Source organism: Sphingobacterium alkalisoli (genome assembly GCF_005049105.1).
Taxonomy (GTDB): Bacteria; Bacteroidota; Bacteroidia; order Sphingobacteriales; family Sphingobacteriaceae; genus Sphingobacterium; species Sphingobacterium alkalisoli.
This window is the reverse complement of record NZ_SUKA01000005.1, coordinates 233,678-254,666: the sequence shown is the minus strand read 5'-3', so window position 1 is coordinate 254,666 and position 20,989 is coordinate 233,678. Positions and strand designations below refer to the sequence as shown.

Sequence of the window (20,989 nt, the reverse complement as noted above, 5' to 3'; positions counted from 1 at the left end):
ATACCTCATGAAGTAGAAGGCCTAGGATAGTAATTTATCTTAGGCTTTCGAATTGAAAAGAGGATATTATTTCCCGCTGGCGTATTAATTACAAATAGAATCAATACTATTATAATTTGCAAATTTGGATCGATCAGGGATCGGAACAACGGAAATATGAAAACGTGAAATGATTTTGTGTAGAGCAAAATGCGTAAGCTGACCGGATACTATTTGTTCGGCAATCATTGCCAACATCTTGCAAGAATAAACAGCGCACAAAGGTTCTATAAAATTATTTTCTAAAAAAAAGTGACCTTCCATTTTTCTATTTCTATCATAACTTTTAATAAGGCTATACAACGTATTTGTATCCATATTAACCATATCACAGGGCAAAACCAGTACATCTGTTTCTGGATAGCTATAATGAAAACTCAATAGCCCTGCTAATGGACCTTTTACGGGGACATGGTCTACAATTAAGTGCTGGCGTGAAAACTGGCGTTGATACGATGGAACCTGTATTTCATTCACGGATATAAATACGGGTAAATCTAGATCCTTCAATGTCTTCTGTGCTACTTGTGCCCACGTAAGGTTTCCTGACCGCAACATACCTTTATCTGTTCCCATTCGTTTACTTTCTCCGCCGCATAAAACAAGTCCTACCATCTTGCTCTTTATGATTTTATTATTTCTAGGTTCCTCTTATTTACAGCAACGAACCGTTCTTTACCAGCTGCACAGATAGGACAACGATACGTCTCTTCCAACATAGAAAAAGCTACCCCCGGTTCTATATTTGCGACTTCATCACCCCATTCTGGATCGTATAAACTTAAACATTCAATACATTGATGAATCACCACCAATTCGTACGACGTATCATTTTCCACGGCGTAATCGGAATGATCTGACGTTGAGATATCTGATTGCCTTTCTTGCAATTCGTAATGATAATTACATAATCGCGTCAATATATCACTGAGTTCCGACCTTGAAACACGTTGAGCATAGGGAATCAGGTTCTTGGAATAAGGATTAAAATCTACGGTATGCAGGACATCAAACCATTCACCCTCAGCATCAAGAAACAATCTCTTTATTATAATCGAACCAAAAAGACTACTTTTTGGATTTGTTTTTATTGCAAAACACAATTTGAATGTTCTTAAATCCATTCGATCAAAATGGAAAATCAGTTCGTGCTTAAGTGCCAATCCATAGCTACACAGGTCTTCGGTTTGCCAGTTCAGCTCATTTGAAGCATGTCGCACGTTAATTCGATTCTTATTGAGTACGCCATTCCACAACTTTCTATCTAAAAATTGGATTCCTTTTATTATTATTGATTTCCAAGGAGTCGTATAAATCTGTGCTATTCGAGTTTTGCTACATACAGAACAAATATCCAATAAAAAATCTACAGAGAAAAGCTCGCTCCGTCTGTAGATACCCAGCCAAAACTTATCATTATATTTATTAAACCCTTCGTAATAAGGTAATTGAAATTCAGGAAGAAACAAAGGAGTAGTTAATTCTTGCGAAAAATAATTCCCTTTATCTTTTACTTTTTCCTCTAATATAACACCGTCAATTTCTTCACGACCCACAAATAGATCTGACTCTTTCCAGATGACCTCTTCTATGTGTTGAGAGACTAGAGAAATATCAAAGGAATAAATTAAAGATGACCAGCAATACAGGGTATTGGTTTTCGGAAAACGAATATACAAATACCAATAGTTACTGATTTCTGATGAAATAAAGTTTAAATTGCCGGTAAAGAAGGGCACAAGTGACTGACTATTATCTACCACATTAACCTTCAGCTTCGGTTTATAGCTGAAAGAATCCAAGATATCACGGTATACTCCCTCACGTAGCCAGGTAGATTGAGTAAACAGGTCGTCCGTAACATACGAACTAATAATATTAGGATAATCATCGCTATCAATCTCGAATTCACTATCCGTGCTTAAAAACCCATATTCTATTTGCTCGAGCTCCTCATTTTCTACCTCGAAATAAAGCTGCTGCCGCGTTCCAAATCTCACCTCTTTCACACCTACCTGTTGTAAAATCTCCAAAACGGGCAAAAGGTCGCCTACTGCCACAATTCCGCCCCTAAGGTTTACTTTTATATGATGAGTTGTTGTCATACTAGTTTTCAATGGTCACCTCCTCTGTTACAACTGCTGCTGTTAGATAGTTGGTCAGAATGGTTTTCACCTCCGGTCGGCAGGATCCGCATCCCATACCTGCTCCAGTAATTTCGCACAGCTGCTGTAAATCTACACAGCCCGAGTCCATTTTTACAGTCAGGTTACCTACTCCAACCTGACTACAGCTGCAGACAAGCTTTCCGATAATAGGCTCTGTTTTATTTCCACTGCGTAACAGGTGAAGTCTTTTCTCACTTAGTTCTGTTTTATTTGCAATAAGATCTTTAAATTCTAAAAATTCATTTTTATCTCCTATAAGCACTGTTCCAACTAAGCGATCTTGATATATAATGCATTTTTTGTAATAACGCTTGGTCTTATCAATAAAGACGACTTCCTCATAATCCTCGTTAGGGGATTCGCTGAGACCAATACTACAGAGATCAAACCCCTGAATTTTGATAATATTCATAAACAGACTACCCGCATAGTAGCTACCGACATCACCATTATGGAATTTTGCAACCACGGCGGCTTGCTGTTCCGCTGCAGCCGTAATTCCATAAAGCGTCCCTTCGAATTCGGCAATCTCACCTATTGCATAGATATTTGGATCACTTGTTTGCAAACGTTCATTTACAACCACACCTCGTTTGCAAAGTAAACCAGCTTCTCTAGCCAATTCTATATTTGGAGTAGTGCCAATTGCCAAAATGATGGCATCGCATTTAATCTGTCTACCACTCTTCAGCTCCACCTTTGTTAGTTTGCTTCTCCCGTAATACAGCTGAACTTCATCATTGTAATATATGTCGCAGCCCTGCTCCACCATTTCTTCATGCAGCATTTGGCTACCCAATATATCCAACTGTCTATTTAGGAAACGCGATACCCGTTGTATAATTGTAATTTTGATGCCTATTTCTCGCATTGAAGCCGCCATTTCCAATCCCAACAAACCTCCTCCCACAATAACGACATGTGCATTCTTCGGTAAATATCTTTTTAAGTTATCTGCATCATCCCTTCTTCTCATCGTGAAGATACCCGGTAAAGCAGGCACGTTCTTAGGTAATGTAGCACGACTACCAGTAGCTAAAATTAGAAGATCATAATGGGTCTTTTTCCCGCGGGAATCGACTACATATTTATTTTCACGATCTATATGCTGCACCCCTACTCCACGAAGATGTTTGATGTTATACTCATTTTCCTCTTCATCTTTCATTTTTACAAGCTGTTCCCATTCTTGGTCTCCACTCACGTAGTGCGGTAACATCACTCTATTGTAAAACGGTTGGTCTTCATTGCTAAAAACCGTAATTTCATCCAGTTGATTCAGTTCTCTATACGATTTAACAAACCCGAAGGCACCTGCACCGGCACCTACGACAACAATCTTTTGAAATGGCTTCGAAAACGGCGCGATATGAACAGCACAATACTTGAAATCAGGTTCTTTAGACAAGGGATCTAAAAATGAGCTTGTCAAATTATTCGTTCTATGCAGATCACTTCCCAACTCTTTTCCCCAATGCATAGGAAGAAAAACAACTCCAGGTTTAATGCTATCTGTAACCCTAGCCTTAACCTGTACTTTTCCTCGTCTGGATTGTACACATACGATCTGATCATCTTTTATATGCAATCGGTCGGCATCAGCAAGATTAATTTCCAAAAACGCTTCTTTAATATGCTGCTTAAGTTTACTGACTTTGCCTGTTTTAGACATCGTATGCCAGTGATCTCTGATTCTTCCCGTTGTAAGTATAAATGGAAATTGCGAATCCGGAAGCTCGCTCGTCAGCACGTCAACGGGACTATGTATATTTGCCTTTTGACTTTTGGTATGGAATAGATGATCTGTGAACAATCGAACTGTACCGATCCCCTTTCGTTTTTGAAAAGGCCACTGAACAGTTTTGCAACTGTCTATAAGTTCATAATCTAAACCGTCAACAGAAATATTCGTTTTCGCTGTAAGTTTGGTATGTTCTTTATAAATATCTGCTGGATTCGTATAATCGAAACCTTTATAGCCCATTTTTTTAGCAAAGCGACAAATAATTTCCGCATCTGGGAGTGCTTCCCCGGGAGGATCGAGGATTTTATGAAGATGACTTACCCGACGTTCTGAATTCGTCATCGTCCCTTCTTTTTCGGCCCAGGCCGCCGCCGGTAAAATAACATCCGCATAAGGCAACGTTTGTGCCTTGTTCGTGATTTCCTGGACAATCACAAATTTTGCTTTTTTTAAAGCCTCCTCCGCAAATCGCGCATTTGGCAAACTTGTCATTGGATTTGTGCACAAAATCCATATAGCCTTCAACTGTCCATTGTGAAGTGCTTCAAACATTTCCGTTGCAGTAAGCCCAGTTTTACCTGAAATCGTAGTGCCTCCCCAAAATTTTTGAACTTCTTTTCGATGTGTATCATTCGATAAATCTCGATGAGCTGGTAGCAAATTGGCTAAGCCTCCAACTTCCCGACCTCCCATTGCATTGGGCTGTCCCGTTAGCGAAAACGGTCCGCAACCTGGTTTCCCGATTTTTCCGGTAATAAGATTAAGGTTAATAAGGCTCAAATTTTTATTCACACCTATAGCGCTTTGATTGAGTCCCATCGTCCACATACTTAGAAAGCCCTTTGCTCCACCTATATATTCAGCAGCCAGCCGTATAGAATCTTCTTCCACACCACATATAATGGCAGCTTCGTAGACCGATTTTTCAAACACGCGTTGTTTATAGGCTTCGAATCCTTCGGTGTGGTCATGGATAAAATCACGATCGATTTGATTCGTCTCGATTAAAACCCTTCCTATAGCATAATTGAGCACGACATCAGTACCAGGATTAATCTGCAGATGCAAATCGGCTAATGAGCAAGAATCGGTAACACGCGGATCGACAACAATAATTTTGGCTTGCGGATTGGCAGATTTATGAGCTTCAATACGCCGCCATAAAATAGGATGACACCAAGCAGGATTTGCTCCAGTTACCAAAAAGCAGTCCGCTAACTCGATATCATCGTAGCATATGGGCACACTATCTTCTCCTAAAGTCATTTTGTACGCCGTGACCGCACTACTCATACATAAACGCGAGTTGGTGTCAATATTGTTACTGCCAATAAACCCTTTCATCAGCTTGTTTATTACATAATATTCTTCTGTAAGACATTGCCCAGAAGCATAAAATGCGACAGAATCTGGACCGTATTTTTCAATAAAAGTTTTGAATACTGCCACCGTACGATCCAGCGCCAGATCCCAAGATGTTCGCTGCAAAGGCATGTTCTTATTATAGCGCATCTGTGGGTATAGCAGGCGGTCGGATTTATCATTCACCGTATATTGCAAATTGAGTCCTTTACTGCAAAGCATCCCTCTATTAACAGGGTGATCCTGATCTCCCCTGACGGAAATGACACCCTTGTTTTCGATTTTAATCTGAACACCGCAACCTACGCCACAATAGCAGCACGTACTGGTGAACATCTCTTGTTTATCTTTGCTCATGGAAGATCTCCTATTTGTTTTGTAGTTCAAGAGAAACTGAAGCCGACTTGCTAAAAGGTTTCAATTGAAATTTAGTAATAAGTACAATGGCACCGATTATTGTGACTCCAATACCGATATATTGGAAAGCATCTGCATACGTTAAGTTTTCAGATTTAAATAAAAATCCAACAAGCATAGCACCTATATTTCCACCGGCACCTACTATTCCGCTTATCGTGCCAATGGAATCTTTATTGATAAAAGGTACAATGCCATAGGTACAACCATTTGCCATCTTAAGAAAGAGTGCAAATAATAGCATCGTTACTATAGCCATTGCGAGCGTGTTCGATTGTGCAAACAGTCCGATTCCTATACCTTCGAGCATTAGTAAGCCGCCTAACAAAATACCCTTACCTTTCAAGCCATAGGATTTACCAATCTTATCACTTACGATTCCCCCTAACGCTCTGGCAAAAATATTCATCCCACCGAATATACTAGCCATGGCACCCGCCATTATCATACTTGTTCCAAACTGATCGGTAAAAAACGTAGCAGCCACATTATCCACAGTAATCTCGATTCCAAAACACGCGGCATAAGCAAACGTTAAAGCCCATACACGGTAATCTTTTAGCGCCTTTATAAATGTTCCTTTCTCTGCAGCTTTTTTCTTACTCTTCTCAAGAGCTAATTCACGATAGTTTCCTTCCGGGGTATCTTTGGTATACTTGTAATAAATAAAAGCCATAATCAGTAGAATAACACCAGGTACTACCATCGCTATTCGCCATGAATTAGATTGACTTACCAACCCCATTCCTACAAAACCCGCCGCAATTAGTGGCATAACTAAATTCGTTACTCCTCCTCCTAGGTTTCCCCACCCACCAGTGACGGCGTTTGCTGTACCAACTACGTTGGGTGCAAACATCATCGACGTATGAAATTGCGTAATCACAAACGAAGCGCCTATTATTCCGATGAAAAATCTAAACAACAAAAAAGACTCATAGCTGTTACTTAAGCCAATTAGCATAACGGGTAGCGAACCTACTGCTAATAAAATAGTGTAGGATAACCGTGGGCCTAAGGTGTCACATAATTTTCCAATAATGAGTCTGGCTACAATGGTGGCAGAAACGGATGCAATAATGATATTTCCGATCTCACTTTTGCTTAAATTTAATTGTTCTCTTATAAGTGGCATTAATGGCGCTACGCCAAACCATCCAAAGAAGCAGAAAAAAAAGGTGATCCAGGTAATGTGAAAAGTACGCATTTGAATACCTTTGATGGAAAAGATACGAAGAGTAGTCAGTGGTTTAAGTGTTTCTTTCATGAGTTATTTTTTAGGATGATTGAATTAACTATTATAAGGGATAAAAGTATACACAGGTATGCGCTGCTACCTCTGCTATATAATCGGGATGTATCGCTAACCCGTTCGCTCCCAACGCGGCGGTAATATCCCCGGAACCATTATTCTTCAAGGTGATCAGTCCGCCATCTGATGGATGGATTTTCACAGGGAAAAACTCAGTCAGTTCGTTTTTCTTGCATCTAGATTCCAAGATCGGAAGGCTGTAGATCAATCGCTCTTCATATTGAAAACTACGGTATAGATATTCTTCTACAAATACGGTGAAGGTCACAAGGCATGACAGAGGGTTGCCGGGTAATGCAAATACAATCCCGTTTCTAGCTGTCCGACCAACTAAAATCGGCTTACCTGGTTTGATACAAACTTTATGAAACAGGATTTCTATTCCTAAATCACTCAGCACCGAAGGGATATAATCTGCATCTCCCGCCGAAACTCCTCCGTTTATCAAAGTGATATCATGTTTTAATGCTTTGCCGAGAACTACTTTGAGCGAAGGAATATCATCAGCAACATGCGTACAAAGCTGCGGCATAATCGACCATTTTTTCAATAAGGCCTTCAGCAGAAATTGATTACTGTTCCTAATTTGAAAAGGACCTGCCGGCAAGTCAGGCTGTACGATCTCTGATCCGGTTGTTACAACGGCAACCGAAGGAAGCGTATATACAGTCACACGTGATATACCTAGGGCAGCTAACATGCTAATTAACTGTGCATCACACTTCTGAGGTGAGCGAACAACCGTTTCACCTTGTTTTATATCCTCGCCTTGCCGAGCGATATGCTGGAATTCTATGACACGATCGATGGCAAAACTTACTAAACCATCCATCTCAATAGCATCTTCTCGCTTAACAACAGCATTTACCCCATCGGGACACGCTGCACCTGTCATAATTTTATAACATTGTCCCTTTTTTAACTCTTGCTTATGTCTTGCGCCAGCGTATACTACTTCAATAACCTCATAGCTGCGTATTCCACTTTTCCAATCTCCAATTTGTAGTGCATAGCCATCCATTGCAGCTCGATTGAAAGGAGGATAATCTCGGTCAGCGGTTACATTTATCGCCAAAAATCGATTATCAGCATCAGCTAGATCGACTTCTTCGCAACCGAATGAACCTGCTATTTTTTGAAGTAATAATTTTGCGCTATCGAACGTTTCCATTGTTAATGACCTCCTCCTAACATCATTTTCCGAGCATGAAAAACACCGGGTAAAATTGCATCCAGCGATTCTTGAGCCCCAGTGGTACTACCTGGAAGCGTTATAACGAGACTTTGCTTTATTGCACCTGCAACCGACCGGCTCATCATCGCCATCGGGGTACGCATTTGGCCAAAAGCTCTCATTGCTTCAGTAATCCCATTCGCGTCTCTTTCCAATATTTCTGAAACAGCAGCTACCGTGTTATCTCGGGGCCCTAGGCCTGTTCCGCCTGTTGTGAAAATAAAATGAACATCCGACTTCACCCATTCACGAATCTGACTCTGTATCAAATCTTTGTCATCGGGTATAATTTGATAATCTATAACGTTTGCTTTGTGATCTTCCAATATTTTTTTGATCAGTACACCACTTTTATCAGTACGAGAACCAGCAGCAGTAGAATCAGAACATACGAGTATGGCACATGTAGCGGTCATTCCCAGATAGCGGCGACTATCCGTTTTCCCACCTGTTTTTTTACGTAATTTAATGCTCCCGATTTCAAGCTTTTGATCAATAGGTTTTAGCATATCATAAATCTCTAACGCGGCGATACTTGCGGCCGTAAGCGATTCCATTTCTATTCCTGTACGGCCGATAGACTTGGCTGTGACTGAAATCAACACGCCGTGAGATGGAAGGTCTGGATCTGAAAAATATGTCGGATGTGCTACCCGAGAAAGATATTCAAAAGAAATATCCATTCCATCTATGCCCACCGGATGACAATGAGGAAGCAACTGCGGTGTTAGCTTTGCACCGATAAACCCTGCGGCACGTGCTACATCAAATAAATTTCCTTTAGGTAGTTGATTACCTTCAATCAATGAAATGGTCTCATCAGAACAATAGACGATAGCTATCGCGTGAGCTGTTCGTAATGTCATTTGTTTGCGACTGATATCTCTCATATTAAAAATTGTTCAAAAATCTAGTTTCTGGAAATAAAATCCGTCCTTATATCACTAATTAATACATCAAGCTGATTAATATCTTAAACTCGTTCAATTTATCCGGCCTACAGCTATCAAGAATAGATAGTTTATGATTACTTTAATAAAAACAGGACATAAATTGATATAATATTTTAATTTTCACATAAAAAACTACCATTTTTAATAGTAATTATATAACAAATTAAACAAAATACAACATCAATAACACAAAATTGCATATTTCAAATATAAATCATTGTAAAAATATGATATATATAACAAATAATGAAAATTAATATGACATTTATTTAAACAAATAAGACTTAAAACAAATAAAACACCCTATTTTAAAAGTAAATAGAATAAAATAACACAGATAACTATTAAAAAAAACAAAAAGAGACGAATAAAATTGAAATAATTAAGAAATACAGCTCCACACCCTTAAGTACTATATATAAAACCAGTACATATTTAAATATTCGCAGGATTAATCAGGGGATAGAGGAATCTAATAGATTACTTAGGAAGTAAAATTTCTATTGAACGTAATTAACACGTATCTTTCTCAGCATTATAATGCTGAGAATACGTGTTAAATGTATAAATTACGGGAATGGGGAAACTTACTTGTTTAAGTTTCCCCATCTCAACCAATGCTGCGATCACGTTGAACAATCAGCGGAGGATTTGCTCCATTACTTTTGCAGTCCGTATTCCTGACGTTCCTGTGGAGGGGCTTATACCTTTCCCGATCAGTTCGTCTACGATCATTTGAATGAGCCCCATCTGTATATGCTGTGGTCTATCAAAATCATACCTTTCTACTCCCGTATCTGTGCGCACTTCTATTGGCGTCTGTTTGAAGATACTGAACGAAATAGTACCGCGAGTCCCAGTGATAACCACAGCATCCGACTCTACAGATTGCGTACTTGAAAAGGTCCAGAGCCCTGTCCCTAAAACACCGGATTTAAATTTCCAACTTGTGGCAACGGTGTCTGCGACTTCGTAATTCCCTGCAATATTGATAGCATATCCACTTGCGATCTTAATTTCACCCAATAAATAATCTAATATATCGAATGTATGGGGAGCAAGATCAACAAAATATCCTTCACCACCAATGCTTCTCTCGATTCGCCAGCTGTGCTTCTCAGGATCAAGATCACTTGCAAAGGGAGATTGTACTATTTTGGTATCGACTGTAAGGGCCGTTCCAATTTTACCCTCACTCAACAGCTCTTTTACCTGATTAAAGTATTCCATTCCTCTCCTGTAAAAAGCAACAAAAAGAGGAACTCCTGTCTGTTTGGATATGTTATTCATCTGCTCGCATTCTTTTACGCTCATGGCCATCGGCTTCTCAACATACACCGGCTTTCCAGCATTCATCGCTCTAATCGCATACTCCATATGTGTATTGGGCGGTGTGGCAATATAAATCGCATTTACCTGTGGATCGTCTATTAATTGCTGTGCATCTGTATAGTAGGTGAGAACATTATGCCTTTCGGCATAGTCTTTTACTCGATCCAAAGTACGCGCCATCACAGCCACTAATCTTGAATTTTGTATTTTGGAAAATGCTGGCCCGCTCTTTACTTCAGTCACATCTCCTGTACCGATCATTCCCCACTGTATCGTATCCAATTTCTTAAAATCCATAGGTCCGTTTCTTTATTGTGTTAAATAGGTTCAATATAATCAAAAATTAAATATTTACAATGCGGTGTATCAGCACAAGGGGAGCTATTTGCTAAAAGAGATTTTTATTTTCTATTATTATTCCTTATTTTAGGGTATAAATACGTACCTAAAGTAGGTATATTGTATGTAGGATATAAACCATATAAAACTAAAGCAATGGGAAAATTTGTAGTAAGTACAAGAAAAAATGGAGAATTTCAATTCAATCTTAAAGCAGGGAATGGACAGATAATACTGACCAGTGAAGGATACTCCACAAAAGCAAACTGTCTAAAAGGCATAGAGTCGGTAAAAAAAAATGCACAAGTCGACGCTAGATTCGAAAAAAAGAATTCGTCCAATGGTAAATATTTTTTCAACCTTAAATCAACGAATGGTCAGGTGATTGGCAGCAGTGAAATGTACGAAAGCGAATCCGGGCGAAATAACGGTATAAATTCAGTAAAAGAGAATGCTCCTTCAGCAACGACAGAAGAATAAAGGCAAACGATAACAGATGGTGGATGAAAATAGACACATTCAAAAAACAAAGACCAGATTTCTTATCATTTCTGGTCTTTGTTTTCAGGAAAATGCTATCTAATGCCGCCTACCAAATTTTAATCTGTTCATGAAACAACGTTAACTTTCGACGCTGATAAGACTTCTTTTTCATAAAATACATCGATATAATTCATGTAAAATTGCAGTTGTTGTTGAATAGGTCTTACTTTCTTATTTATCCTAAAACTACATCTAAGGACATCATAATCAAAAAACCGATAATGAACCCTATGGTGGCGATATCTGAATCTTTATTTTGCTGTGCTTCGGGAATAACTTCTTCTACAACTACGAAAATCATGGCTCCTGCAGCGAATGCAAGGGCATAAGGTAAAATTGGTGTAAAAACAGTAACCGCTAAAGCACCGACGACTCCCGCTATGGGTTCAACTATAGCGGAGAACTGCCCATAAAAGAAACTTTTTTTACGACTCATCCCTAATCGACGTAACGGCATGGCTACGGCAATTCCTTCCGGAAGATTCTGTAGTCCGATGCCAATCGCCAGCGCTACCGCTCCTGCTATACTGGCCTCCGGGAGCCCCACAGCAACTCCTCCAAACAAAACGCCTACAGCAAGTCCCTCGGGAATATTATGCAGCGTAATGGCAAGCACCAATAGTGTTGTTTTCTGCCACGGGGTTTTTACACCTTCAACCTGTTTAAAATTGACATGTAAATGAGGCAGTAATCTATCGAGGGCATACAAAAAACCAGCACCGAACAGAAAGCCTAAAATAGCTGGTAATACTTTTACAAAACCTTCCCCCTCACTCATATTCATAGCTGGGATCAACAAACTCCATACACTTGCCGCAACCATCACCCCACCTGTAAAACCGAGCATACCATCCATAAAATTACGATTGATTGCTTTGAAAAAAAACACGGTTGACGCGCCTACTGCAGTGACAAGCCACGTAAAAGTAGTTGCATAAAAAGCACCAAGAATGGGATCTAGATTTTCAAAATAAAGAATAATATCATCCATAAAAATAATCGTTAATCGTGTCCAATAAGTTGGAGTAGGTCCTAAAATTACATATATTATATCATATCTCTAATACAAAAAAAATCTACTTCCCTATACAGAATTTAGAAAAAATATTATCGAGTAAATCATCCGTAGTGACCGCTCCTGTTATCTCTCCGAGGTGGTGTAATGCTTGACGTATATCCATGGCCAAAAAGTCTGAAGTCACAGGATTCTCAATTCCATATAATACTTTTTCCAATGATTGTTGTGTTTTTTGCAAAGCTTCTACATGTCGAATATTTGTCACCATCACATCGTCTGTATTTATATTCGCCAGGTTGACTTGATTGAGCAATTCATCTTTCAATTTTTCTATACCTTGTTGCTCTTTAGCCGAGATAAATAATGGGTTCAAAATATTAAATTCGACTTTTTGCGGTTCGCTCAATAAATCAGCTTTATTAATGATCGTGATAAAGGGAATTCCCAAGGATTTAACTTCTTCAATCTGTATCCAAACATTAGTAATCTGATCCTGCGTGGGATCGAACAAATAAACGATCAAACGGGCTTGCTTCATCTTCTCCCGGGTGCGCTCCACTCCTTTCGCTTCAATAATATCCGTGGTTTCCCGAATACCTGCTGTGTCAATAAAACGAAAAGTAACCCCATGGATATTAATTTCATCTTCTATTGTATCGCGCGTAGTACCCGCAATCTCAGATACAATCGCACGCTCCTCGTTTAATAATGCATTCAATAATGTAGATTTACCAACATTCGGTTTCCCAGCGATAACGATGGGAACACCGTTTTTCAAAACATTACCTTGTTCAAATGAGGATACAAGCTTATTGATAACAGTGTAGATTTGCTGAATTAAGTTCTTAAGTTGATCCCGATTTGCAAATTCAACATCCTCTTCGGAAAAATCCAATTCTAATTCTATTAAGGAGGCAAAATGCACCAAATCTTCACGAAGCTTTTTCAATTGGTTAGAAAATCCTCCTCGCATCTGTTGCATAGCAATTTGATGCGAGGCCGCCGAATTGGACGCGATCAAATCAGCTACCGCTTCGGCCTGAGAAAGATCTAATCCACCATTTAGGAAAGCACGCAATGTAAACTCTCCTGCCTTTGCGGCACGCGCTCCCTTTTTTATCAAAAGACTGACTACCCGCTCTATAATATATGTTGAATTATGAGTAGAAATCTCTACCGAATTTTCTTTGGTATATGAATTAGGGCCGATAAAAAGGGAGACCAATACTTCATCAATAATATCTTCTCCTTCACGAATTGTTCCAAAATGAATCGTATGTGAAGGCTGCTGGGTTAAATCTTTACCTTTAAATATAGCGTTGGTAATGCGTATCGCTTCAGATCCTGAAACACGTATCACGGCAATTGCTCCATTTGAACCTGAAGAAGTGGCCAAGGCCACGATCGTATCCTGTGAAATTAATCCTGCTGTAGACATATGGACAAAGGTACGGCTTTGCACCGATTAGTATATAGCATCAGAAAGATTATACTAAAAATTGACGTCAAGGCACACATGCGAGATGCAATTACGCAGAAAATAAATTTCTTAATCTATGTTAAGTTTTGTAGAGATTTTAATTGAGATCTTTGCTTCTACATTCAGCGAACTAAGCTGATTAAAATAGTTAAACAACAAATTATAAAATATAAAAATTACGACTATGGCAACTTGGAATTTAGACAAAGCACACAGTGAAATTGAATTTAAGGTAAGACACATGATGATATCAAGTGTTAAAGGACAATTTAATGATTTTGACATTACGGTAAACAGTCCTACAGAAGATATCGTGAATGCTGTAATTGAGGTGAGCATTCAAACCGATTCGATCAATACAAAAAATGAACAGCGTGATAAGCATTTGAAAAGTCCTGATTTCTTCGATATTGAAAATTTCAAAAAGATCGCATTTCAATCTACAGAGATTAAAAAGGTCTCTGATGCTGAATTTACATTAGTGGGTAATCTTACGATTAAAGAGGTGACGAAACCTACAACTTTCCAAGTAGAATTCGGAGGTGTCGCGAAAGATCCATGGGGAAACAAAAAGATAGGTTATACCGTAACGGGTAAAATAAACCGCGAAGAATTTGGATTAACATGGAATGCTGCATTGGAAACGGGGGGCGTAATGGTGAGTGAAGATGTGAAATTCCAGGCTGATATACAATTTATATTAAGTGAAAACTAATCCATAACCTTAAATAAACGTATTATTTTTTCTAAACAAGCAGCGTTTTCTTTAGTTAGACAACGCTGCTTATTAGCGGCTTAGTTACGCTAACCTATCTTATCGAAACGCTTAATTGCTAAAATTAGCGTATTTATTACTTAGAAAATCACGTATTTATTGCGAAGAAACTTCTATTTTGGTTTGTTTTTAAAGTAGAGATTAAATTTTTTTATTTTTTAAACTATATAAATTATGCCAACAAAAGTAGAAAATAACCTTAGCGGTATCAAGAAAGAAACGAAGGAAGCTACCGAACGGGGGCTAACGTCCGTCGTAAATAAAAAGCAAGATAAAAAACAACATGCCGACGCGGAAGCGGGGGTCGATGCCCAAATGGAACAAATAAATGATATGCCTAACGATCCGAACATCCGACCGAAAGAGAAAGTAAAGAAGAAATAAGTTAAAAAAGTGCCCTATAGGTAATAACCTTTATTAGCGGCCTAGTCGCTGAAGTGCTTTGTTGGATAGAGGTAAGCCGGACGGCTTATTTAGAACTTCTGCAAAATGAACTCAGAAAGAAGGATATAGATTCCTATAAACAAAACTAGATAACCAAAAATAACCTTCAACTTCGACCCGTCCACTCCTTTTGATATAGAAAAGCCAACAAACATCCCAACAATAACCGCAACAGTATAACTTAATAATATCTGCCAGTCAAATCTATCAAATTTCTCTGTATCTCCAAGTAATCCAAAAAAAGAATTGACAGCAATGATAACTAAAGATGTACTCACGGCTCTTTTGATCGGCATTTGAAAAAAATTAACCAAAGCGGGAATAATTAAAAAACCTCCCCCAGCCCCAACTAACCCCGTCACCAGCCCTACACCCCCCCCGTCTACAACTACCTTACTAATAGACGCCTCTTTTTCTTTATTCTGTTCTATTTGTTCTTCTCGCCTCCTTATCATCGAAATTGAAGATCCCAACATGACTACAGCGAATAAGATCATGAGAGCTTTCTTCTGATGTATTGAATAGGAACCGATGACAAATACATCAGGTACCAGCGGCAATATGAACATGCGAGTAAGATAGACCATGAGCAGCGAAGGGATACCGAATGTCAACGCTTTTTTAATATCCACATTTCGCGTAATAATACCACGGATGCCGCCGATAAACGAAGTGACTCCAATGGCAAACAATGAATAGGTAGTAGATATAATAGGATCTACCCCCATGATATAGACAAAAATGGGGACAGTCAATATTGTTCCACCACTACCCACTAGTCCTAACGTAATCCCTACCACAATAGCCAACAGTATCCCTAAAACAATCATTTGCTAAGATATTTAATGTGGGAGTTTATCTTTAATGAGCCCGTAGAGATAAGTACCTAATAAAGCAAATACAATAACAATTAATATCTGCCATATTCCCGCTCCTAAAAGAACAAAGATGGGACCAGGACATGCACCGACCAAAGCCCATCCTAATCCAAATAGAATACCGCCTATTAAATAGCGTACTATTGACCTGTCTTTTGGTTTTATCACGATTTTTTCACCGTTTATGTCCTTTGTATCGTATCTTTTGAACAGTTGCAGACCTACTGCTCCGACAAGTAGTGCGGTACCAATAAAACCATACATATGAAAGGAATCAAAATTAAACATTTCATATATCCGGAACCAGGACGCAGCCTCAGCTTTATACATAGCAAGACCAAAAACTACTCCTAAAAAAATATACACTAAATTCTTCATTTCTTAAAAGATTAAAGGAAACAATACGTGAACCATCAATAAGCCACCAATAAAAAATCCAATGACAGCGATTAGAGAAGGCAGTTGGAAGTCACTCAGCCCAGATATGGCATGCCCGGAAGTACATCCTCCCGCGTATCGTGTACCAAAACCAATCAACAAACCGCCAACAGAAAGGATTAGCAGATTTTTTGTGGTCAGTTGGCCAAATATCTCAGAAGGGACATATGCCTTTCCTGCACTTTTGAAACCCAGTTCATGCAACCGGGACACTGTGCTTTCATTAATTTCGGGAATCTGATTGTTAGACAGATAGTGTACTGCAATAAACCCACCTATTATAGCGCCTACAAGAAACAAAAGATTCCACCGCTGTGCCTTCCAATCAAATTTGAAGAAATCGCAATTATTCCCAGCTCCAAATACAGAGCAAAGTGTCCTGAAATTGGAAGAAAATCCAAAGCTTTTACCCAGAATAATCAACATTAACATAATAATTGCGACCAAGGCGCCTCCAACATACCATGGCCAAGGATCTAATAGTACTTCCATAACATATTCTCTTTTAGTTAGACAAATGTAGAACTCTAAAATTATAAAGTAAGTAACATATGTTACCAAAAAAACAGCCGTAATTTTTTCGGTATTAAATAAGGAGAGGTGTGGGGAAGCAATAGGTCTTTAAAAAACTGGCTTCGCTCTTTTTAAGCAAAAGCGAAGCCAGGTACAACGACGGTATTAAATAGAATCGCGACTTTATTCCAATACCGTGACATTTTTAGCCTGTATATGCTCACGACCAAACATATCTATCGCTTTTACTTCTATTTTATGTGTACCTATACCTAATTTAGGATACTTCGCCTTCCACAAGTGCGACGAAGGAACTGGATCTGACGGCCTTCTCCCCTCCAGCAACTTAACTGTATTATCATACGATAGCACATTGTAAGCAAAATGTGGATCGGAAGTATCGCTTATTTCCATATCCCTCCAGGCGCCATTGTCTACACGGTATTGTAATTTATCATCGGGTTTACCAATAAAAAAATTCGCATATAAGGTGTAACGTCTTACATATTTCGCCTGTATCTCTTCAGGCCCTATCAGATTCATCTGATAGGTTGGATCGTGTCCGGCCACTTTATAATCAAATGTATATTGATTATCATTGATAGACAAAATCGCATATCCTTTTGGTGTGCCATCTCTCATAGTTGATGTAGGGACTCCTTGTGGATTCATTCTGCCGGAATACCAATCGCCAGAAGTGGTGCCAACATTATATTCGTGATGCGGCTTCGCTTGTTTCCATCCGTCTGCTTGATCATAGTAATTCTGCTTTTGAAAATGCGTATGAGCCGATAGGGAAAGTGTATGCGGATATTCTGTCAATAAATCAAATAAACGTTGTCTATCTTCATTTCTAAATACATCTGAGTTTTCGTGTTGGAGTGGGATATGAAAAGCAAGCACGATCAGCTTATCTTTCGGTACAAATTTCAAATCATTTGCGACGAAATCCAACTGATCTTCCCGAAACCCGCCTAAATACCCTTTACCTGTGCGTGGATTAGGATAGATAATATTGTCTAAAACTATGAAGTGGGTATTCCCATAGTTAAACGAGAAGTTATTTGGCCCAAAATTCTTTTCATACGTCTCGTCCGAAAGGGAGTCGGATTTTACATCAAAATTCATATCGTGGTTGCCCATGACATTATACCACGTGAGTCCGAGTTGTCCAACTGCCTGTTTATAGGCCGGATGAAGACTTAGGTCGTTGCCTACTAAATCTCCCAGACTGATACCGAATGAAATTCCCTCCTTATGTTGAACATCATCAATAATCCCCTTCTTAAAATAAGCTATCTCCTCTAGGTTGTACGCTTGTGGATCACCGAAAACAAAGGCTTTAAAATCATCACTTTCCTTATTCGGAAGAATTGGAAAATCTATTGATTTAGGAATACGACCTGTAGCTGGCGTACCTGCATACTTAAGTTCAGGTGATCCTTTCGCTTTATGAATGTAGTAAAATTTCGGATGGTTGTCTTGGTCTACCGGAAATTTGAAATTGCGGGGCTTAATAACAAAAATGATATTGTCATCGCTCATCGGCAAACTATATTCGCCCTTGGTGTTAGTCAGTACGACCTCGCGTCCGTTGCTCACAGCTACCTGTGCAACACCCTTTTCATTCTGTTCTCGCTTACCATTATTATTATTATCCTCAAAAATAACACCTTTAGCGAGCTGTTGTGCGTGCACTGACCCGAATAGTGTAGCGCAGCTAATTAATAATACTTTAAAGTCCATATATTGTTTACTAATCCTGCAAACATATACTTTATAGACTAAATACTGATTAACATAATGTAAACAAATCGTGAATTGTTATAACAAAAGGGGTTAATTTTTATAAAAATTAACCCCTTTTGTTATAACATTGAAATAATTCTTATTCGCCCCCCTCTTTCGAGGCGAGGTATCGTTCAGCTTCTAAAGCCGCCATACAACCAGTTCCCGCAGCGGTAATTGCTTGGCGATACACATTATCTTGCACATCCCCACAAGCAAATACACCAGGTATGTTTGTCGCCGTAACGTTAGGCTTTGTAATTAAATATCCTGTTTCGTCCATATCTAAGATACCTTTAAATAGATCGGTATTGGGCTTATGTCCGATAGCGACGAAGAATCCGGTAATGTCAAGATCCTTTACTTCTTGTGTTTGGTTATTCTTAACACGTAGTCCTGTAACCACCTGCCCGTCCCCAAGAACTTCCTGTGTTTCGGTATTATAATGAATTTCAATATTCGGTGTATTTAATACCCGATGTACCATGGCCTTAGAAGCACGGAATTCATCACGTCGTACTAACATGTGCACTTTATTACACAATTTAGCAAGGTAGGTAGCTTCCTCAGCGGCAGTATCACCGGCTCCGACGATGGCAACATCTTGACCTTTAAAGAAGAAACCGTCACAAACAGCACAAGCTGAAACACCAAAACCATTGTATTTTTCTTCCGAATCTAACCCCAGCCATTTTGCAGTTGCTCCTGTTGCAATAATTACCGTGTCGGCAGTTATTGTTTTAATATTATCGATCTCTACGCTGTGCACACCACCAATTATTGAAAAATCCACTTTTGTAGCATATCCAAAGCGTACGCTGGTACCGAACCGCTCAGCTTGAGCGCGTAAATCCTCCATCATTACCGGTCCGGTAATACCATTAGGATAGCCAGGGAAATTATCTACCTCTGTTGTCTGTGTTAATTGCCCTCCTGGTACCAGTCCTGTATAAATAACTGGTTTCATATCCGCCCGTGCCGCATAGATCGCTGCAGTATATCCCGCCGGACCCGAACCAATAATCAAACATTGTACGTGCTCTACTTCTTCTTGTGTATTCATTTTATAATCAACAATATACTTTATTCTGTTTAATTTTATTACTTTCCAAATTTACTTTTCAGATCGTCAAGCATATCTAAGGTAATAGGTTTAGACTTTTCCTTGCTTGGCAAATTTTGAAAATTCTTTTTAGCATCCTTTTTGTTGTCTTTCTCTACTTCCGTCTGAGCCGCTTTGGCTTCGCGTTTTACTTGGCGATGTGTATTCCAAATATTTTCGAGAACCTTCTTAGTGTACAACGGAAAATCGCCGTTTTGCATCCAAGCATAGTAACTTGGCTCGACATCAAATACATCCGTCACTACCCTTCCTTTATGCTTTCCGAAATTAATAACGACCTGATCATCCTCATTATATACCAATCGTCCCGCGAAATCGGCAGGTTTGGACATATTGGTAAAAGTATGCAATGCACTTACATCATTGACGACAGGAACACTTACGTTACCGTGCTTGTCCTCGAATTCGACACCTTGGTATTTAACCAACTGTGCTTTCAGAACTTCGTAAGTTGCTCGCACATCGGCTTCTGCCTGATGAGCATTATCCAAACTCTTACCACAATAAAACTTATAAGCCGCCTTCAATGTACGTTGCTCCATCTGGTGGAATATATTTTGAACGTCGACAAATGACCGGCCTTCTAAAGTAAATTCAACGCCAGCACGTAGAAATTCTTCCATCAGCATGGGCACATCAAATTTATTAGAATTATAGCCCGCCAAATCTGCATCGCCTATAAATTCAGCTACCTCTGCTGCCAGCTCCTTAAAGCTAGGTAAGGCTTTTACATCCTCATCATAAATACCATGAAACATCGAGGAAGCCAACGGAATAGGCATACCAGGATTCACCCGCTTAGAAAACACCTGCTCACTGCCATCGGGCAACACCTTCAATATAGCAATTTCAACAATTTTATCTGCTGAAATATTGACCCCGGTAGTCTCTAAATCAAAGAATGCCAATGATCTTTTTAATTTCAATTCCATGCCCTAAAGATATAGCTAAATGCGAATAAACAAAAATACAATTCATATTTCACCCATTTATCAAACGAAGGTAATTTCATAAATTTGAGATTCATCATTTTACATCCAAATGTATAAAATTTCATTTTTTAAAAAATCTATCCATTCATCTGGTGTT

The 20,989-nt window shown here is 39.0% G+C and carries 18 protein-coding genes; 3 read left to right on the top strand and 15 right to left on the bottom strand.

The features are described from left to right. Positions 1-84: 84 nt before the first annotated feature. From FAZ19_RS16815 to FAZ19_RS16785, 7 genes are all read right to left on the bottom strand, one after another. On the bottom strand, positions 85-654 hold the full coding sequence (locus FAZ19_RS16815) for a molybdenum cofactor guanylyltransferase (protein WP_136821911.1): 570 nt from the start codon (positions 652-654) through the stop codon (positions 85-87). A gap of 8 nt (positions 655-662) precedes the next feature. After that, positions 663-2,144 carry a rubredoxin gene (locus FAZ19_RS16810; RefSeq protein WP_136821910.1) on the bottom strand — a complete coding sequence of 494 codons (1,482 nt, stop codon included), beginning with the start codon at positions 2,142-2,144 and terminating at the stop codon, positions 663-665. A 1-nt stretch (position 2,145) separates the two neighbouring features. Next, positions 2,146-5,670 (bottom strand): nitrate reductase, encoded by a 3,525-nt coding sequence (locus FAZ19_RS16805; protein ID WP_136821909.1) that lies wholly within the window; start codon positions 5,668-5,670, stop codon positions 2,146-2,148. Positions 5,671-5,680: 10 nt separating this feature from the next. Further along, a complete protein-coding gene (locus tag FAZ19_RS16800) occupies positions 5,681-6,997 on the bottom strand; it encodes a NarK family nitrate/nitrite MFS transporter (RefSeq protein WP_136821908.1) in 1,317 nt (438 codons plus the stop codon). Positions 6,998-7,028: 31 nt separating this feature from the next. Beyond that, positions 7,029-8,213: a molybdopterin molybdotransferase MoeA gene (locus FAZ19_RS16795; RefSeq protein WP_136821907.1), complete on the bottom strand. Its 1,185-nt coding sequence runs from the start codon at positions 8,211-8,213 to the stop codon at positions 7,029-7,031. Positions 8,214-8,215: 2 nt separating this feature from the next. Next, positions 8,216-9,166, bottom strand: a complete 951-nt coding sequence (gene moaCB, locus FAZ19_RS16790) for a bifunctional molybdenum cofactor biosynthesis protein MoaC/MoaB (protein WP_136821906.1) — start codon at positions 9,164-9,166, stop codon at positions 8,216-8,218. 702 nt (positions 9,167-9,868) lie between these two features. Beyond that, positions 9,869-10,858: a Gfo/Idh/MocA family protein gene (locus FAZ19_RS16785; protein WP_211245523.1), complete on the bottom strand. Its 990-nt coding sequence runs from the start codon at positions 10,856-10,858 to the stop codon at positions 9,869-9,871. A 198-nt stretch (positions 10,859-11,056) separates the two neighbouring features. Here FAZ19_RS16785 and FAZ19_RS16780 point away from each other — a divergent pair, with 198 nt between their 5' ends. Next, a complete protein-coding gene (locus FAZ19_RS16780; protein WP_136821905.1) occupies positions 11,057-11,380 on the top strand; it encodes a YegP family protein in 324 nt (107 codons plus the stop codon). A 238-nt stretch (positions 11,381-11,618) separates the two neighbouring features. Here the strand turns inward: FAZ19_RS16780 and FAZ19_RS16775 are convergent, their stop codons facing one another. Together FAZ19_RS16775 and mnmE are read right to left on the bottom strand one after the other, a co-directional pair. Next, the gene (locus FAZ19_RS16775) at positions 11,619-12,434 is read right to left on the bottom strand and encodes a ZIP family metal transporter (protein ID WP_136821904.1); all 816 of its coding nucleotides are present in this window, start codon (positions 12,432-12,434) and stop codon (positions 11,619-11,621) included. A gap of 85 nt (positions 12,435-12,519) precedes the next feature. Beyond that, on the bottom strand, positions 12,520-13,899 hold the full coding sequence (gene mnmE / locus FAZ19_RS16770) for a tRNA uridine-5-carboxymethylaminomethyl(34) synthesis GTPase MnmE (RefSeq protein ID WP_136821903.1): 1,380 nt from the start codon (positions 13,897-13,899) through the stop codon (positions 12,520-12,522). 226 nt (positions 13,900-14,125) lie between these two features. On the opposite strand from mnmE, the gene FAZ19_RS16765 reads away from it, so the two are divergent. Then, on the top strand, positions 14,126-14,656 hold the full coding sequence (locus FAZ19_RS16765; protein WP_136821902.1) for a YceI family protein: 531 nt from the start codon (positions 14,126-14,128) through the stop codon (positions 14,654-14,656). A gap of 234 nt (positions 14,657-14,890) precedes the next feature. Continuing rightward, complete coding sequence (locus tag FAZ19_RS16760) at positions 14,891-15,100, top strand: hypothetical protein (RefSeq protein WP_136821901.1); 210 nt, start codon at positions 14,891-14,893, stop codon at positions 15,098-15,100. 89 nt (positions 15,101-15,189) lie between these two features. Here the strand turns inward: FAZ19_RS16760 and FAZ19_RS16755 are convergent, their stop codons facing one another. From FAZ19_RS16755 to FAZ19_RS16730, 6 genes are all read right to left on the bottom strand, one after another. After that, complete coding sequence (locus FAZ19_RS16755; protein ID WP_136821900.1) at positions 15,190-15,990, bottom strand: sulfite exporter TauE/SafE family protein; 801 nt, start codon at positions 15,988-15,990, stop codon at positions 15,190-15,192. 12 nt (positions 15,991-16,002) lie between these two features. Further along, complete coding sequence (locus tag FAZ19_RS16750) at positions 16,003-16,416, bottom strand: YeeE/YedE family protein (RefSeq protein WP_136821899.1); 414 nt, start codon at positions 16,414-16,416, stop codon at positions 16,003-16,005. Between the two features lie 3 nt (positions 16,417-16,419). Beyond that, positions 16,420-16,968 carry a YeeE/YedE family protein gene (locus FAZ19_RS16745; RefSeq protein ID WP_136821898.1) on the bottom strand — a complete coding sequence of 183 codons (549 nt, stop codon included), beginning with the start codon at positions 16,966-16,968 and terminating at the stop codon, positions 16,420-16,422. Between the two features lie 204 nt (positions 16,969-17,172). Continuing rightward, positions 17,173-18,735: a calcineurin-like phosphoesterase C-terminal domain-containing protein gene (locus FAZ19_RS16740; protein ID WP_136821897.1), complete on the bottom strand. Its 1,563-nt coding sequence runs from the start codon at positions 18,733-18,735 to the stop codon at positions 17,173-17,175. Positions 18,736-18,877: 142 nt separating this feature from the next. Continuing rightward, on the bottom strand, positions 18,878-19,840 hold the full coding sequence (trxB, locus tag FAZ19_RS16735) for a thioredoxin-disulfide reductase (RefSeq protein WP_136821896.1): 963 nt from the start codon (positions 19,838-19,840) through the stop codon (positions 18,878-18,880). A gap of 38 nt (positions 19,841-19,878) precedes the next feature. After that, positions 19,879-20,832, bottom strand: a complete 954-nt coding sequence (locus tag FAZ19_RS16730; RefSeq protein ID WP_136821895.1) for a 3'-5' exonuclease — start codon at positions 20,830-20,832, stop codon at positions 19,879-19,881. Positions 20,833-20,989: the final 157 nt, after the last annotated feature.